Origin of the sequence: Pseudomonas sp. BIGb0381 (assembly GCF_024809815.1) — a bacterium.
Classification (GTDB): Bacteria; Pseudomonadota; Gammaproteobacteria; order Pseudomonadales; family Pseudomonadaceae; genus Aquipseudomonas.
Window position 1 is genome coordinate 689533 of the sequence record NZ_JANUEN010000001.1, and the last position, 15043, is coordinate 704575.

Genomic DNA, 15043 nt, shown 5'->3' on the forward strand with positions numbered 1-15043 from the left:
CTTGGCCGTCGACCCAAGACGGACGCTTATGAACCCGAATTTTCTTGATTTCGAACAGCCGATCGCTGACCTGCAAGCCAAGATCGAAGAACTGCGCCTGGTCGGCAATGACAATTCGCTGAATATCGGCGATGAGATCGCTCGCCTGCAAGACAAGAGCAGCACGCTCACCGAAGACATCTTCGGCAAGCTGACCAGCTGGCAGATCGCGCGCCTGGCCCGCCACCCGCGCCGTCCGTACACCCTGGACTACATTCAGCACATCTTCACCGAGTTCGACGAGCTGCACGGCGACCGCCACTTCTCCGACGACGCGGCCATCGTGGGCGGTATCGCTCGCCTGGACGACCAGCCGGTCATGGTCATCGGTCACCAGAAAGGCCGTGAAGTGCGCGAGAAAGTGCGCCGCAACTTCGGCATGCCGCGTCCGGAAGGCTACCGTAAGGCCTGCCGTTTGATGGAAATGGCCGAGCGCTTCAAGATGCCGATCCTGACCTTTATCGATACGCCGGGTGCTTACCCAGGTATCGACGCCGAAGAACGCAACCAGAGCGAAGCCATTGCCTGGAACCTGCGCGTCATGTCTCGTCTGAAAACCCCAATCATTGCCACCGTGATCGGTGAGGGTGGTTCTGGCGGTGCACTGGCCATCGGTGTCTGTGACCAGTTGAACATGCTGCAATATTCGACCTACGCGGTGATCTCGCCGGAAGGTTGCGCCTCGATCCTGTGGAAAACCGCAGAAAAGGCGCCGGACGCTGCCGAAGCCATGGGCATCACTGCCGATCGCCTCAAGGGCCTGGGTATCGTCGACAAAGTGATCGCCGAGCCATTGGGCGGCGCCCACCGCGACCCGGCCGCCGCCGCCGCCACTATCCGTGCCGAGTTGGGTTCGCAACTGGCGATGCTCAAGAAGCTGGATAACGAAGCGCTGCTGGCCCGTCGCTACGAGCGCCTGATGAGCTACGGCCTGTAAGCCGACGCCGTAATTTAATGTGGGAGGGGGCTTGCCCCCGATTGCAGGGTCTCAGTCACCACATCTCGTGACTGACCCACCGCTATCGGGAGCAAGCCCCCTCCCACATTTGCTTTGTGTATGCTTGGTCAACGTATTCCAGATTTGCGGCGGTAACGTTTGATGAAACCAACCTTGCCCGCCAAGCTCCTGCAAGCCCTGTCCCCCTGGCGCAACGCCCCGGCCTGGCATATCGCTTTCTCGGGTGGGCTTGATTCCACTGTCCTTCTGCATCTCCTGGCCATCCTGGCAAAATCCGAAACATTACCGCCCCTCAGCGCTGTCCATGTCCACCATGGTCTGCAGGCTGTTGCCGACGCCTGGCCAAGCCATTGCCAGTCGGTGTGCGACAGCCTGGGCGTACCCTTGCGGGTTATGCACGTGCACGTGCCGCCCGGCGCCAGCCTTGAGCGTGCCGCCCGTGAGGCGCGTTACCAGGCGTTTACCGAAGTGGCCAGGGAGGGGGAAGCAGTGCTCACTGGCCAACATCGTGATGATCAAGCCGAAACGCTGCTATTCCGTCTGCTGCGCGGTGCTGGGGTGCGCGGGCTCGCCGCAATGCCTGCGCATCGTCCGTTGGCGGGTGGTTTTCTGGTGCGGCCGTTGCTGGATGTCTCGCGCGCCGAGTTGGAAGCCTATGCCGGTGATCATCAACTCAAGTGGATTGAAGATCCTTCCAACGCCGATCCACGCTTCTCCCGTAATTACCTGCGGCACCGCGTGATCCCGACGTTGACGGAGCGTTGGCCCCAAGCCGTCTCCAGCCTGGCCCGCACTGCCGAGCACCTCGGTGAGGCCGAGGCGTTGCTGGGCGAGTTAGCCTGCATGGACCTGCAAGCCGCCGATCAACCTTCACGGTTTCCTTGGCTGCTTTTGCCATCATTGGCCCTCGCTCCACTGCGCGAACTTTCCGATGCTCGCCAGCGCAACGCCCTGCGCCATTGGCTGGCTCCGCTGACCCGGTTACCCGACAGCGACCATTGGGCTGGCTGGTATTCCCTACGTGATGCCAAGGGGGACGCACAGCCCTTATGGCGTCTTGCCGATGGGGAATTGCACCGTTGCGGCGAGCGCATCTGGTGGCTGCCTGGCGTCTGGTCGGAATTTTCCCACGGGTCGGTGAGCTGGCCTGATCCGCGAAACCCACTAGAGTTACCCGGCAATGGCCTGCTGAAGATAATCGGCAAGGCGCCCGAAGGCCCTTTGGAAGTCCGTTATCGCCAGGGCGGTGAAATGCTGGATGTGTCAGGCCGAGGCCGGCGCGACTTGAAGCGTCTGCTTAATGAATGTGGAGTGCCAGTGTTCGTCCGTGGCAGATTGCCGCTGCTCTATCAGGGCGAGCAATTGCTCGGCGTGCCTCACCTCACTGGACTCCGGGGAGCACCGCGCGAAGGCTGGCAATTAGATTGGATACCACAGACCTGCGATCAAGGTTTGAGCTGATAGCGCCTTTCCGGTAGACTACGCTCCCTTCTTGATACAACTTCTGTGGATTCGCCTGAATCGCAGCAGTTGCCGATTACCAAGCAGTCTTTGCTGGGCGATTCCAAAAAATGTGTAGCGATCAACGTACCGGTGTTTCATTGCTGGTCTGTCACAACGCGGCGGTTTTTTTGAAAGGTGCACTGTGATTAATGCAGGTGATCGGGGGCTTCGGCCTCTCTTCGCTTTCCCCGGCGGCTCGGACCGCTTTAACGCAGACTTCTAGGGTTTTTCATGACGCGCTACATATTCGTCACGGGCGGTGTTGTTTCTTCATTGGGGAAAGGCATTGCCTCCGCTTCATTGGCGGCCATCCTGGAGGCGCGGGGGCTTAAAGTCACCATGCTCAAGCTGGACCCGTACATCAACGTCGACCCGGGCACCATGAGCCCGTTCCAGCACGGTGAAGTGTTCGTCACACACGACGGCGCCGAGACCGACCTGGACCTGGGCCACTACGAGCGGTTCATCCGCACGACCATGACCCAGAACAACAACTTCACCACCGGCCGTGTCTACGAGCACGTGCTGCGCAAAGAGCGCCGTGGTGACTACCTGGGTGCAACCATCCAGGTGATCCCGCACATCACCGACGAAATCAAGCGCCGCATCATCAAGGGTGCAGGCGATGCCGACGTGGCGATGGTCGAGATCGGTGGCACCGTGGGTGACATCGAATCCCAACCGTTCCTCGAAGCTATCCGCCAGCTGCGTTTCGAAGTCGGCGCCAAGCGCGCGATGTTGATGCACCTCACGTTGGTGCCGTACATCGCCACCGCCGGCGAGACCAAAACCAAGCCTACCCAGCACTCGGTCAAGGAACTGCGTTCCATCGGCCTGCAGCCGGACGTGCTGGTCTGCCGCTCCGATCACCCGATCGATATTTCCTCGCGTCGCAAGATCGCGCAGTTCACCAACGTTGAAGAACGTGCGGTGATCGCCCTGGAAGACGCCGACACCATCTACAAGATCCCGGGCATCCTGCATTCCCAGGGCCTGGATGATTTTGTGGTCGAGCGTTTCGGCCTGCAGTGCAACGGCGCGGACCTGTCCGAGTGGGAAGCTGTGGTTGACGCCAAGCTCAACCCTGAGCACGAAGTCACCATCGCCATGGTCGGCAAGTACATGGAACTGCTGGACGCGTACAAATCGCTGATCGAAGCGATGAGCCACGCGGGCATCAGCAACCGTACCAAGGTCAACCTGCGCTACATCGATTCCGAAGACATCGAGAACCAGGGCACCGCGTTGCTCGAAGGTGTCGATGCGATCCTCGTTCCAGGCGGTTTCGGCCTGCGTGGCGTGGAAGGCAAGATCACCGCCGTGCAATACGCTCGTGAGAACAAGGTGCCGTACCTGGGCATCTGCCTGGGCATGCAAGTGGCCGTTATCGAATTCGCCCGTAACGTGATGGGCTGGAAAGACGCCAACTCCACCGAGTTCGACAGCAAGAGCGGCCACCCGGTCGTGGGCTTGATCACCGAGTGGGAAGACGCCACCGGCGCCGTCGAAACCCGTACCGAAAGCTCCGACCTGGGCGGTACCATGCGCCTTGGCGCGCAAGACTGCCTGCTGGAGCCGGGTTCCCTGGTTCACGACTGCTACGGCAAGGACGTGATCGTCGAGCGTCACCGTCACCGCTACGAAGTGAACAACAACCTGCTGCCGCAAATCAAAGAGGCTGGCTTGAAAATCTCCGGTCGCTCCGGTGATGGCGCGCTGGTTGAAGTGGTCGAGGCCCCGGATCATCCGTGGTTCGTCGCTTGCCAGTTCCACCCAGAGTTCACCTCGACTCCACGCGACGGTCACCCGTTGTTCAGCGGTTTCGTCAAGGCTGCACTGACGCAACACCAGAAGAAGGCGTAAACCTGATGGCCCAGAAGATCATTCGCGTAGGCGACATCGAGATTGCCAACGACAAGCCCATGGTGCTGTTCGGCGGCATGAACGTGCTGGAAAGCCGTGACATGGCGATGCAGGTCTGTGAAGAGTACGTCAAGGTCACCGAAAAACTGGGTATCCCTTACGTGTTCAAGGCCAGCTTCGACAAGGCCAACCGTTCGTCCGTGACCTCCTATCGCGGCCCGGGCCTTGAAGAAGGCATGCGGATCTTCCAGGACATCAAGCAAGCCTTCGGCGTGCCGATCATCACCGACGTCCACGAGCCTGAACAGGCTGCCGTGGTCGCCGAGGTGTGCGACATCATCCAGCTGCCGGCCTTCCTGTCGCGCCAGACCGACCTGGTCGTTGCAATGGCCAAGACCGGTGCTGTGATCAATATCAAGAAAGCCCAGTTCCTCGCACCCCAGGAAATGAAACACATCCTGAACAAGTGCGTGGAAGCGGGTAACGACCAGTTGATTCTCTGCGAGCGTGGTTCGAGCTTCGGCTACAACAACCTCGTGGTGGACATGCTCGGTTTCGGCATCATGAAACAGTTCGAATACCCGGTGTTCTTCGACGTGACCCACGCGCTGCAAATGCCCGGTGGTCGCGCCGACTCCGCCGGTGGGCGCCGTGCCCAGGTACTGGACCTGGCCAAGGCCGGCATCAGCCAGTCCCTGGCTGGCCTGTTCCTGGAAGCCCACCCGGACCCGGACAACGCCAAATGCGACGGCCCATGTGCCCTGCGCCTGGACAAGCTGGAACCATTCCTGGCCCAGCTCAAGCAGTTGGACGAACTGGTCAAGAGTTTTCCGACGGTAGAGACCGCGTAAGCGTTGATTCTCCGGTAGACTTTCCCACGCTTTACGCTCAGGCCTACGGGCCTGAGCCTTGTCGCCTGCAAGCCTGCCCCGTTGTTCCACCCTTGCGGTCGGTCAAAAAATTTCCTTCAGCTGCGTCGTTTTCGTCAACTTTGGAGTGTTTACAACAATGGCAAAAATCGTCGACATCAAAGGTCGTGAAGTTCTCGACTCCCGTGGCAACCCCACCGTCGAAGCCGACGTGCTTCTCGATAACGGCATCATCGGCAGCGCCTGCGCGCCGTCCGGTGCTTCCACAGGTTCGCGCGAAGCGCTGGAACTGCGTGATGGCGACAAGAGCCGTTACCTGGGTAAGGGTGTCCTCAAGGCTGTAGCCAACATCAACGGCCCGATCCGTGACCTGCTGCTGGGTAAAGACCCGCTGGACCAGAAAGCCCTGGACCACGCGATGATCAAGCTCGACGGCACTGAAAACAAAGGCAGCCTCGGCGCCAACGCCATTCTCGCCGTGTCCCTGGCTGCTGCCAAGGCCGCCGCCCAGGACCAGGACCTGCCGCTGTACGCCCACATCGCCAACCTGAACGGTACCCCGGGTGTCTACTCGATGCCGGTTCCGATGATGAACATCATCAACGGTGGCGAGCATGCCGATAACAACGTCGACATCCAGGAATTCATGGTGCAGCCGGTCGGCGCCAAGACCTTCTCCGAAGGCCTGCGCATGGGCACCGAGATTTTCCATCACCTCAAAGCCGTACTGAAAGCCCGTGGCCTGAGCACTGCCGTAGGTGACGAAGGTGGTTTCGCACCGAACCTGGCGTCCAACGAAGATGCACTGAAAGTGATCTCCGAAGCCGTGGCCAACGCCGGCTACACGCTGGGCACCGACGTGACCCTGGCCCTGGACTGCGCCGCCAGCGAATTCTACGAAGATGGCAAATACAACCTGTCCGGCGAAGGCCAGGTGTTCAACTCCGAAGGCTTTGCCGACTACCTGAAGGGCCTGACCCAGCGCTACCCGATCATCTCGATCGAAGACGGCCTGGACGAGTCCGACTGGGATGGCTGGAAAATCCTCACCGACAAGATCGGCGAAAAAGTCCAGTTGGTGGGTGACGACCTGTTCGTGACCAACACCAAGATCCTGAAAGAAGGCATCGACAAAAAGATCGCCAACTCGATCCTGATCAAGTTCAACCAGATCGGTACCCTGACCGAAACCCTGGAAGCCATCCAGATGGCCAAGGCTGCGGGCTACACCGCTGTGATCTCGCACCGCTCCGGCGAAACCGAAGACTCGACCATCGCCGACCTGGCCGTGGGCACTTCGGCGGGCCAGATCAAGACCGGCTCCCTGTGCCGCTCTGACCGTGTGTCCAAGTACAACCAATTGCTGCGTATCGAAGAGCAACTGGCCGGCAAAGCCAAGTACAACGGTCGCGGCGAGTTTCGCGGCTGATCGGTAGATGGTAAAAAGTCGGCAGATTGCGTCGGAAAATTCACGATAGTGAACATTTCGGCGTTAATCTGATGGCTATCAAGCACAAGCCTGGTTCTTCCAGGCTTCGTGCTATCAGTTGCTGTAAAAGTTTTGCATGGCGTGTTTTTTCACTGGATACCCGATATTCGATGCGCAGTCCCAATTGGTTGTTCCTCGTCTTGCTCTTGTTGCTGGCTGGCCTGCAATACCGCCTATGGGTAGGTAATGGCAGCTTTGCGCAAGTAAAAGACCTGACCCAGCAAATTGCCGACCAGCACGCCGAGAACGAACGCCTGCTGGAGCGCAACCGCGTCCTCTATGCCGAAGTGCTTGAGCTGAAAAAAGGTACCGAGACCGTTGAAGAGCGGGCTCGTCATGAGTTGGGCATGGTCAAGGAGGGCGAAACCCTCTACCAGTTGGCCCAATGAGCCACCGTTTGCCGGCCTTCTGGGCCGTGATACCTGCCGCGGGCGTCGGTGCCCGTATGGCTGCGGACCGTCCCAAGCAATACTTGCAGTTGGGCGGACGTACTATTCTCGAACACAGCCTTGGCTGTTTTCTCGACCATCCCAGCCTCAAGGGGTTGGTGGTCAGTCTTGCTGCTGATGATCCGTATTGGCCCAGCCTGGCGTGTGCCGCGGACCCTCGTATCCAACGTGCGGACGGTGGTTCGGAGCGCTCGGGCTCGGTGCTCAATGCCCTGCTGCAGCTCAATGCCCTGGGCGCCAGCGATGACGATTGGGTGTTGGTGCATGATGCGGCGCGGCCTAACCTGAGCCGTGATGACCTCGACAAGTTGCTGGCCGAGTTGGCGGACGATCCGGTAGGCGGCCTGCTGGCTGTGCCGGCCCGCGACACCCTCAAACGCGTCGACAAGCAGGGCCGGGTGGTGGAAACCGTCGACCGCAGCTTGATCTGGCAGGCCTACACGCCGCAGATGTTCCGCCTGGGGGCCTTGCATCGCGCGTTGGCTGACAGCCTGGTGGCCGATGCGCTGATCACCGATGAAGCCTCAGCCATGGAATGGTCCGGGCAGGCGCCGCGTTTGATCGAAGGGCGGTCGGACAATATCAAGGTGACCCGGCCGGAAGACCTGGAGTGGCTGCGGTTGCGGTGGGCCAATCGACGGTAGTCAGTTGCACCAGGTCGACTTCATCGCAGGCAAGCCAGCTCCCACATTCGATCACCTTCTCCCCAGACAGCTCGGTCAAATGTGGGAGCCGGGCTTGCCCGCGACGAGGCCCGCTTAGACACCCAATACTCAACCGCTGTACTCCGGCCGCTCGGCCAACCCCTCTTTCAAGAAATCCACCAACTTCCTGACCTTCGGCGACAAGTGCCGTTGTTGCGGATACAGCGCCCACACCGCCGTATTCGGCGGCTGATGCGCCTCCAGCAGCGACACCAATGCGCCGCTGTGCAGGTGCTCCAGCACGTAATAGTCGGGCAGTTGGCACAACCCCACCCCTTGCAGCGCCGCATCCAAAACCGCTTGCCCACTGTTGCAGCGCCAGTTGCCCTGTACCCGTTGGGAAAATTCCCGCCCGTCCTGGGCCAATTGCCAAATGTCCGAGCTGCCGATCAGGCAGTTATGCCGACTCAATTCCGACAAGCTGTGTGGGCGTCCGTACCGGGCCAGGTAGGACGGCGACGCGCACAGGTACATGCGTCGGGGTGCGAGGCGGCTGGCGACCATGCGCGAATCCTGCAAGCGTCCCAGGCGAATCGCCAGGTCGAGGCCTTCGTGCACCAGATCCAGTTGGCGGTTGCTCAGTTCGATATCCACCCGCAATTGCGGGTACAGGCCCATGAACCGTGTCACCAGTGGCACGATGAAACGCTCGCCATAAGCCACCGCGCAGGTCATGCGCAACATCCCTTTCGGTTCGCTGGTGAGGTCACCCACGGCGCGCAGGGCTTCTTCGCGGCCATCCTGTAAGCGCTGGCAATGTTGCAGAAATGTCTGACCCGCTTCAGTCAGTGTCACCTTCCGGGTACTGCGATACAGCAACCGTGTTTGCAGGCGCTCTTCCAGGCGTGCCACCTGGCGGCTGATGTGGGACGAAGACACACCCAGCCGCTCGGCAGCCGCCGTAAATTGGCTGCATTCGGCGACGGCAACGAATTCATCGATGCCTTCCCAGCGGTTCTCCAACATGTTGATTGTCCCTGTACAGCAATAAAGTTTTGCTTTTGCCTGGATTATTAATCATGGAGGCATGTTTTACACTCTCTCCATCAGTTTTTAACTCCCTGGAGAAACCTGGATGATCAAGTCCCGCGCTGCCGTTGCCTTTGAAGCCAAGAAACCCCTCGAGATCGTGGAAGTCGATGTGGCCATGCCCAAGGCGGGCGAAGTGCTGTTGCGTGTGGTCGCCTCCGGGGTTTGCCACACTGACGCCTACACCCTTTCCGGCGCTGACCCGGAAGGCATCTTCCCGTCCATCCTTGGCCATGAAGGCGGTGCGGTGGTCGAAGCCATCGGCGAAGGCGTGACTTCGGTGGCGGTCGGCGACCATGTGATCCCGCTGTACACCCCGGAATGTGGCAAGTGCAAATTCTGCCTGTCGGGTAAGACCAACCTGTGCCAGGCCATTCGTTCCACCCAAGGCAAAGGCCTGATGCCAGATGGCACCACGCGTTTCTCCTACAAGGGTCAGCCGATTTTCCACTACATGGGCACCTCGACGTTCTCCGAGTACACCGTGCTGCCGGAAATTTCCGTCGCCAAGATTCCTAAAGAAGCACCGCTGGAGAAGGTCTGCCTGCTTGGCTGCGGCGTCACCACCGGCATCGGTGCGGTGATCAATACCGCCAAGGTCAAGCCGGGCGACACCGTGGCCATCTTCGGTCTCGGCGGTATCGGCCTGTCAGCCGTGATTGGTGCGGTCAAGGCCAAGGCCGGCCGTATCATTGCGATTGACATCAACCCGGCCAAGTTCGAGATCGCCAAGCAACTGGGCGCCACCGACTGCATCAATCCGAAAGACTATGACCGCCCGATTCAGGACGTGATTGTCGATTTGACTGATGGCGGCGTGGACTTTTCCTTCGAGTGTATCGGCAACGTGCAACTGATGCGTGCCGCGCTCGAGTGCTGCCACAAGGGTTGGGGCGAGTCGGTGATCATCGGCGTTGCCGGTGCTGGCCAGGAAATCTCCACGCGTCCATTCCAACTGGTGACCGGTCGCGTCTGGCGTGGCTCGGCGTTCGGTGGCGTACGCGGCCGTACTGAATTGCCAAGCTACGTGGAAATGGCCCAGACCGGCGAGATTCCGCTGGACACGTTCATCACACACACGATGGGCCTGGAAGACATCAACAAAGCGTTTGACCTGATGCATGAAGGCAAGAGCATTCGTACCGTCATCCACTTCTGAGGTCGGCCATGAGTCTGGAAAACCTGTCGTGCCAGAAGAGCTTCGGCGGCTGGCATAAACGCTACAAGCATCACTCGGATGTGCTCGGCTGCGACATGACCTTCGCCGTCTACCTGCCGCCGCAAGCGGAGCAGGGCGGCAAGCTGCCGGTGCTGTACTGGCTGTCCGGCCTGACCTGCACCGATGAGAACTTCATGCAGAAAGCCGGTGCCCAGCGCATGGCTGCGGAACTGGGGTTGATCATCGTGGCGCCGGACACCAGCCCGCGTGGGCCAGGTGTACCGGGCGACCCGGATAACGCCTGGGATTTCGGCCTGGGCGCAGGGTTTTACCTGAATGCCACGCAGGAGCCGTGGGCCAAGCACTATCGGATGCATGACTACGTGGTGCAGGAATTGCCGGCATTGGTTGAAGCGCATTTCCCGGCTTCGGACAAACGCGGCATCAGTGGCCACTCCATGGGCGGCCACGGTGCGTTGGTGTGTGCCTTGCGCAACCCCGGGCGTTACCTGTCGGTGTCGGCGTTTTCGCCGATCAACAACCCGATGGATTGCCCGTGGGGCCAGAAAGCCTTCTCCCGTTATCTGGGAGAAGAACGCTCCAAATGGCGCGAATGGGATGCCTGTGTGCTGATCGGCGAAGCCTCGGAAAAGCTGCCACTGCTGGTGGATCAGGGCGACCGCGACGATTTCCTCGCGGTGCAGCTCAAGCCCGAAGCCTTGGCGCAAGCGGCCAAGGCGGCGAACCATCCACTGGAACTGCGCCTGCAGCCTGGCTACGACCACAGCTACTTCTTTATCGCCAGCTTCATCGAAGACCATTTGCGACATCATGGTCGTGCTTTGCTCGGTTAATGTGAGGCAAAAGTAGGTAGAATCACGCCCTGAATTAAATCGGGGCGTTTTTTTATGCGTATTGGCCACGGCTACGATGTGCACCGTTTCGCTGAAGGCGATTTCATCACCCTGGGCGGCGTGCGCATTGCGCACCACCATGGGTTGCTGGCTCATTCCGACGGCGACGTTGTATTGCATGCCTTGAGCGATGCCTTGCTCGGCGCGGCGGCGCTGGGCGATATCGGCAAGCACTTTCCGGATACCGATCCCACCTTCAAGGGCGCGGACAGCCGTGCCTTGCTGCGCCATGTGGTCGGCCTGATCCACGCCAAGGGCTGGAAGGTCGGTAACGTCGATAACACCATCGTGGCCCAGGCGCCGAAAATGGCCCCGCATATCGAATCCATGCGTGCACTGATTGCCGCAGACCTGCAAATTGAATTGGATCAAGTCAACGTGAAAGCCACCACCACCGAAAAGCTCGGGTTCACCGGTCGTGAAGAGGGCATCGCGGTGCACTCCGTCGCCTTGTTGCTGCGCGCATGAACGACCTGCAACTGCTAGGCCCGCGTGCCTATGGCGAGGCCCTGGGCAGCGCGGTTCTGAAGGCCACGGCTGAAGATTTCCAGGTCGACGAGGTGCTCGAAATTCCGCTCAGCGGCGAAGGCGAGCACCTGTGGTTGTGGGTTGAGAAACGCGGGCTCAATACTGAGGAAGCCGCGCGGCGTATCGCTAAGGCGGCTGGCGTGCCGTTGCGCACCGTCAGCTATGCCGGGCTCAAGGATCGCCAGGCGTTGACCCGCCAGTGGTTCAGCGTACAACTGCCGGGCAAGGCCGATCCGGACATGAGCGGTGCGGAAAACGACACCCTCAAGATCCTGAAAACCGCCCGCCACAAGCGCAAGCTGCAGCGTGGCGCGCACTCGGCCAACGGCTTTACCTTGCGCCTGACCCAATTGGCCGGTGATACCGCCGCCATCGACGCGCGGCTGAAATTGATTGCCCAGTACGGCATTCCCAACTATTTCGGCACCCAGCGTTTTGGCCACAACGGTGGCAATGTCGTCGACGCGCGGGAATGGGCGGCGCGCAAGGCTCTCCCGGAGCAGCGCAATGTGCGTTCGCGGTTGTTGTCCACCGCGCGTAGCTTCCTGTTTAACAAAGTGCTGGCGGCGCGCGTCGCCGACGGTTCCTGGCAGCGCGCGCAAGTGGGCGATCTGTTGGCGTTCACCGACAGCCGCAGCTTTTTTCCGGCGGGGGAGGCTGAGTGCAGCGACCCGCGCCTGGCGATCCTGGACCTTCACCCCACCGGCCCGCAGTGGGGCGAGGGTGATTCTCCGGCGACGGGCGCCACGTTTGAGTTGGAACAGGCGGTTGCCGCCGGTGAAGCCGACCTGCGTGATTGGCTGGTGAATGCCGGCATGAGCCAGGAACGTCGCATTCTGCGACTGCCCATTGGCGGGTTGACGTGGCATTATCTCGGGCCTGACATTCTGCAATTGGAATTCGTCCTGCCGGCCGGATGCTTCGCCACTGTCTTGGTGCGCGAGCTTGTTGATCTGGTGCCGGTGGGGCAGACGGACAGCCCATGCGTATTCTGATATCAAACGATGACGGTGCCACCGCACCCGGTCTTGCCGCGCTCTATGGTGCGCTGGAAGGTTACGCCGAGTGCGTGGTGGTTGCCCCCGACCAGGACAAGAGCGGCGCCAGCAGTTCGCTGACGCTCGACCGTCCGCTGCACCCGCAGGTTCTGGCCAATGGCTTTATCAGTGTGAACGGCACCCCCACCGACTGCGTGCACCTGGCGATCAACAGCCTGTTGGATCACGAGCCGGACCTGGTGGTGTCGGGTATCAACCTCGGCGCCAACCTGGGCGACGACGTGCTGTATTCCGGTACCGTGGCGGCGGCGCTTGAAGGGCGCTTCCTTGGCCGGACCTCGTTTGCATTTTCGTTGGCATCGCGCCAACTGGACAACCTGCCCACCGCCGCCTATTTCGCACGCAAGCTGGTGGAGGCCCATGGCTCCCTGGACCTGCCGCCGCGCACGGTGCTCAACGTCAACATTCCCAATTTGCCCCTCGACCATATTCGCGGCATCCAGCTTACGCGCCTGGGCCATCGCGCCCGTGCGGCAGCACCGTTGAAGGTGGTCGACCCGCGTGGCAAGGAAGGCTATTGGATCGCGGCAGCGGGCGATGCCGAAGACGGTGGCCCAGGCACGGACTTTCACGCGGTGATGCAAGGCTATGTGTCGATTACCCCGTTGCAACTTGATCGCACCTTCAGTGATGCCTTCAGTAGTCTCGATGGCTGGCTGGAGGGGCTGCGCTGATGGCTCGTGAACAAGACGACCTGCTGCGCCGGGGCATCGGGATGACCTCCCAGCGTACCCGTGAGCGTTTGATCCAGCGCCTGTACGAAGAGGGGCTTTCCAACGCCCAGGTGTTGGAAGTGATCCGGCGTACGCCTCGGCACCTCTTTGTCGATGAAGCCTTGGCCCACCGTGCCTATGAAGACACGGCATTGCCCATCGGCCATAACCAGACCATCTCCCAGCCTTATATGGTTGCGCGCATGAGTGAGTTGCTGCTGGCGGCGGGGCCGTTGGACAAGGTGCTGGAGATCGGCACCGGTTCCGGCTACCAGACGGCCGTGCTGTCGCAACTGGTGGAGCGGGTATTCTCGGTGGAGCGCATCAAGGTGCTGCAGGATCGCGCCAAGGAACGCCTGGTGGAGCTGAACCTGCGCAACGTGGTATTCCGCTGGGGCGATGGTTGGGAAGGGTGGCCGGCACTGGCGCCGTACAACGGGATTATCGTCACCGCCGTGGCCACTGATGTTCCGCAAGCGTTGCTCGACCAACTGGCCCCGGGCGGGCGCCTGGTCATCCCGGTGGGGTCCGGTGAAGTGCAACAATTGATGCTTATTGTCCGTGAAGAGAATGGCTTTTCCCGACATGTATTGGGGGCCGTACGATTTGTTCCGTTACTCAACGGCCCGCTGGCCTGATCATTTCACGCTGGCAGTGAATTCTGTCGGTGAGGATGTGTCTTACGGCGGGGTCTATCAAATCAACATGATGGGCAGATCGATTCAACGCACTGAATGATTCGTTTCAGTCGCGTGACGGTAAAACTTCAATGCCCAGTTATACTTGCGTCATATTTCAAGCCTGATACAGGCGTTCATGTTCAGCCACCACAAAGGGAGCGGCGGGTGAGTCTCACAGGTCTTGCGCAGCGTATGAGTAAAACAAGTTTTCAGCGACTGGTGCTTGGCCTTGTCTTTGGTTCCCTTCTGGTAGGGTGCTCCAGCTCGCCAAGCAGCGGTGCGCGGGTCGTTGACCGCAATAACGCCGCGCCGCAAAAGCCGACGGTAACGACCGGGCAATATGTGGTGCGCAAGGGCGACACGCTGTTCTCGATCGCCTTCCGATATGGCTGGGACTACAAGGCGCTCGCAGCCCGTAACAATATTCCCGTGCCTTACACGATACATCCGGGTCAGACGATTCGCTTTGACGGTCGCACCGGTTCTACCCCTACGGCAGTTGTGACACGCACCGGATCTTCGCCGTCGTCTTCGAGCAAAACCACCATCATCACCCGGCCTGCCGGTACCGCTTCGCCGAGTGTTGCGAACAAGCCGGCACCCGCGCCGTCGCCCCCTGCAGGGCCTGCGCCGACCGGTTGGGGATGGCCCTCAAATGGAGTGTTAATTGGGAAATTCTCTTCAAACGGCAGTTTGAATAAAGGCATTGATATTGCCGGGGATTTGGGACAGCCTGTTTTAGCTGCGTCTGATGGGACGGTGGTGTACGCCGGGAGTGGTTTGCGGGGCTACGGCGAACTGGTCATCATCAAACACAGCGATACCTACGTCAGTGCTTACGGCCACAACCGTAGGCTGTTGGTTCGGGAGGGGCAGCAAGTCAAAGTCGGACAGACAATTGCCGAAATGGGGTCAACTGGTACAGACCGGGTGAAACTGCACTTTGAGATTCGCCGTCAAGGGAAGCCTGTAGATCCGCTGCAATTCCTACCCCGTCGTTGATGTGTTGCACAGCCTGTTCCTCGCGTAGAAGGAACAGGCTCCAGCGTTGCCAAGGATAAAGGCGTCGCTTGAGCTTGAGGTCGAAC

Annotated in this window: 15 protein-coding genes; 14 read left to right on the forward strand and 1 reads right to left on the reverse strand. The window is 60.3% G+C overall.

Going from position 1 to position 15043, the window contains the following annotated elements:
* The first annotated feature begins 28 nt into the window (after window positions 1–28).
* From M2397_RS03375 to ispD, 7 genes are all read left to right on the forward strand, one after another.
* Entirely contained in the window at window positions 29–976 is a 948-nt protein-coding gene (locus M2397_RS03375) for an acetyl-CoA carboxylase carboxyltransferase subunit alpha (RefSeq protein WP_003172288.1), read from the forward strand.
* A gap of 162 nt (window positions 977–1138) precedes the next feature.
* Window positions 1139–2458: a tRNA lysidine(34) synthetase TilS gene (gene tilS / locus M2397_RS03380; RefSeq protein ID WP_259242290.1), complete on the forward strand. Its 1320-nt coding sequence runs from the start codon at window positions 1139–1141 to the stop codon at window positions 2456–2458.
* A gap of 273 nt (window positions 2459–2731) precedes the next feature.
* On the forward strand, window positions 2732–4363 hold the full coding sequence (locus M2397_RS03385) for a CTP synthase (protein WP_053137224.1): 1632 nt from the start codon (window positions 2732–2734) through the stop codon (window positions 4361–4363).
* A gap of 5 nt (window positions 4364–4368) precedes the next feature.
* Window positions 4369–5214, forward strand: coding sequence for a 3-deoxy-8-phosphooctulonate synthase (kdsA, locus tag M2397_RS03390; RefSeq protein ID WP_010212442.1), 846 nt, complete (start codon window positions 4369–4371; stop codon window positions 5212–5214).
* Between the two features lie 157 nt (window positions 5215–5371).
* Window positions 5372–6661 (forward strand): phosphopyruvate hydratase, encoded by a 1290-nt coding sequence (gene eno, locus M2397_RS03395; protein ID WP_027604464.1) that lies wholly within the window; start codon window positions 5372–5374, stop codon window positions 6659–6661.
* A 170-nt stretch (window positions 6662–6831) separates the two neighbouring features.
* Window positions 6832–7110, forward strand: a complete 279-nt coding sequence (ftsB, locus tag M2397_RS03400; RefSeq protein WP_131697248.1) for a cell division protein FtsB — start codon at window positions 6832–6834, stop codon at window positions 7108–7110.
* Window positions 7107–7814 carry a 2-C-methyl-D-erythritol 4-phosphate cytidylyltransferase gene (gene ispD / locus M2397_RS03405; RefSeq protein WP_131697247.1) on the forward strand — a complete coding sequence of 236 codons (708 nt, stop codon included), beginning with the start codon at window positions 7107–7109 and terminating at the stop codon, window positions 7812–7814. Before ftsB ends, ispD begins: the two co-directional genes overlap by 4 nt.
* 129 nt (window positions 7815–7943) lie before the next feature.
* On the opposite strand, the gene M2397_RS03410 is transcribed toward ispD, so the two are convergent.
* The gene (locus tag M2397_RS03410; protein ID WP_027604462.1) at window positions 7944–8840 is read right to left on the reverse strand and encodes a LysR substrate-binding domain-containing protein; all 897 of its coding nucleotides are present in this window, start codon (window positions 8838–8840) and stop codon (window positions 7944–7946) included.
* 109 nt (window positions 8841–8949) lie between these two features.
* Here M2397_RS03410 and M2397_RS03415 point away from each other — a divergent pair, with 109 nt between their 5' ends.
* The 7 genes from M2397_RS03415 (at window position 8950) to M2397_RS03445 (ending at window position 14957) form a co-directional block, all read left to right on the forward strand.
* Window positions 8950–10062, forward strand: a complete 1113-nt coding sequence (locus M2397_RS03415) for an S-(hydroxymethyl)glutathione dehydrogenase/class III alcohol dehydrogenase (RefSeq protein WP_017137160.1) — start codon at window positions 8950–8952, stop codon at window positions 10060–10062.
* Between the two features lie 8 nt (window positions 10063–10070).
* Window positions 10071–10916 (forward strand): S-formylglutathione hydrolase, encoded by an 846-nt coding sequence (gene fghA / locus M2397_RS03420; protein WP_145335039.1) that lies wholly within the window; start codon window positions 10071–10073, stop codon window positions 10914–10916.
* Between the two features lie 54 nt (window positions 10917–10970).
* Complete coding sequence (gene ispF, locus M2397_RS03425) at window positions 10971–11444, forward strand: 2-C-methyl-D-erythritol 2,4-cyclodiphosphate synthase (protein WP_092487654.1); 474 nt, start codon at window positions 10971–10973, stop codon at window positions 11442–11444.
* Window positions 11441–12499 carry a tRNA pseudouridine(13) synthase TruD gene (gene truD / locus M2397_RS03430; protein ID WP_259242291.1) on the forward strand — a complete coding sequence of 353 codons (1059 nt, stop codon included), beginning with the start codon at window positions 11441–11443 and terminating at the stop codon, window positions 12497–12499. Before ispF ends, truD begins: the two co-directional genes overlap by 4 nt.
* Window positions 12487–13236 (forward strand): 5'/3'-nucleotidase SurE, encoded by a 750-nt coding sequence (gene surE / locus M2397_RS03435; protein ID WP_131697244.1) that lies wholly within the window; start codon window positions 12487–12489, stop codon window positions 13234–13236. Before truD ends, surE begins: the two co-directional genes overlap by 13 nt.
* A 41-nt stretch (window positions 13237–13277) precedes the next feature.
* Complete coding sequence (locus tag M2397_RS03440) at window positions 13278–13913, forward strand: protein-L-isoaspartate(D-aspartate) O-methyltransferase (RefSeq protein ID WP_248083845.1); 636 nt, start codon at window positions 13278–13280, stop codon at window positions 13911–13913.
* A gap of 207 nt (window positions 13914–14120) precedes the next feature.
* Window positions 14121–14957, forward strand: coding sequence for a peptidoglycan DD-metalloendopeptidase family protein (locus M2397_RS03445; RefSeq protein WP_131697242.1), 837 nt, complete (start codon window positions 14121–14123; stop codon window positions 14955–14957).
* Window positions 14958–15043: the final 86 nt, after the last annotated feature.

What these genes read in the sequence shown, in the direction of transcription:
- M2397_RS03375 (WP_003172288.1), top strand. Translation starts at nt 29, where the DNA reads ATGAACCCGAATTTTCTTGATTTCGAACAGCCGATCGCTGACCTGCAA.
- tilS (WP_259242290.1), top strand. Translation starts at nt 1,139, where the DNA reads ATGAAACCAACCTTGCCCGCCAAGCTCCTGCAAGCCCTGTCCCCCTGG.
- M2397_RS03385 (WP_053137224.1), top strand. Translation starts at nt 2,732, where the DNA reads ATGACGCGCTACATATTCGTCACGGGCGGTGTTGTTTCTTCATTGGGG.
- kdsA (WP_010212442.1), top strand. Translation starts at nt 4,369, where the DNA reads ATGGCCCAGAAGATCATTCGCGTAGGCGACATCGAGATTGCCAACGAC.
- eno (WP_027604464.1), top strand. Translation starts at nt 5,372, where the DNA reads ATGGCAAAAATCGTCGACATCAAAGGTCGTGAAGTTCTCGACTCCCGT.
- ftsB (WP_131697248.1), top strand. Translation starts at nt 6,832, where the DNA reads ATGCGCAGTCCCAATTGGTTGTTCCTCGTCTTGCTCTTGTTGCTGGCT.
- ispD (WP_131697247.1), top strand. Translation starts at nt 7,107, where the DNA reads ATGAGCCACCGTTTGCCGGCCTTCTGGGCCGTGATACCTGCCGCGGGC.
- M2397_RS03410 (WP_027604462.1), bottom strand. Translation starts at nt 8,840, where the DNA reads ATGTTGGAGAACCGCTGGGAAGGCATCGATGAATTCGTTGCCGTCGCC.
- M2397_RS03415 (WP_017137160.1), top strand. Translation starts at nt 8,950, where the DNA reads ATGATCAAGTCCCGCGCTGCCGTTGCCTTTGAAGCCAAGAAACCCCTC.
- fghA (WP_145335039.1), top strand. Translation starts at nt 10,071, where the DNA reads ATGAGTCTGGAAAACCTGTCGTGCCAGAAGAGCTTCGGCGGCTGGCAT.
- ispF (WP_092487654.1), top strand. Translation starts at nt 10,971, where the DNA reads ATGCGTATTGGCCACGGCTACGATGTGCACCGTTTCGCTGAAGGCGAT.
- truD (WP_259242291.1), top strand. Translation starts at nt 11,441, where the DNA reads ATGAACGACCTGCAACTGCTAGGCCCGCGTGCCTATGGCGAGGCCCTG.
- surE (WP_131697244.1), top strand. Translation starts at nt 12,487, where the DNA reads ATGCGTATTCTGATATCAAACGATGACGGTGCCACCGCACCCGGTCTT.
- M2397_RS03440 (WP_248083845.1), top strand. Translation starts at nt 13,278, where the DNA reads ATGACCTCCCAGCGTACCCGTGAGCGTTTGATCCAGCGCCTGTACGAA.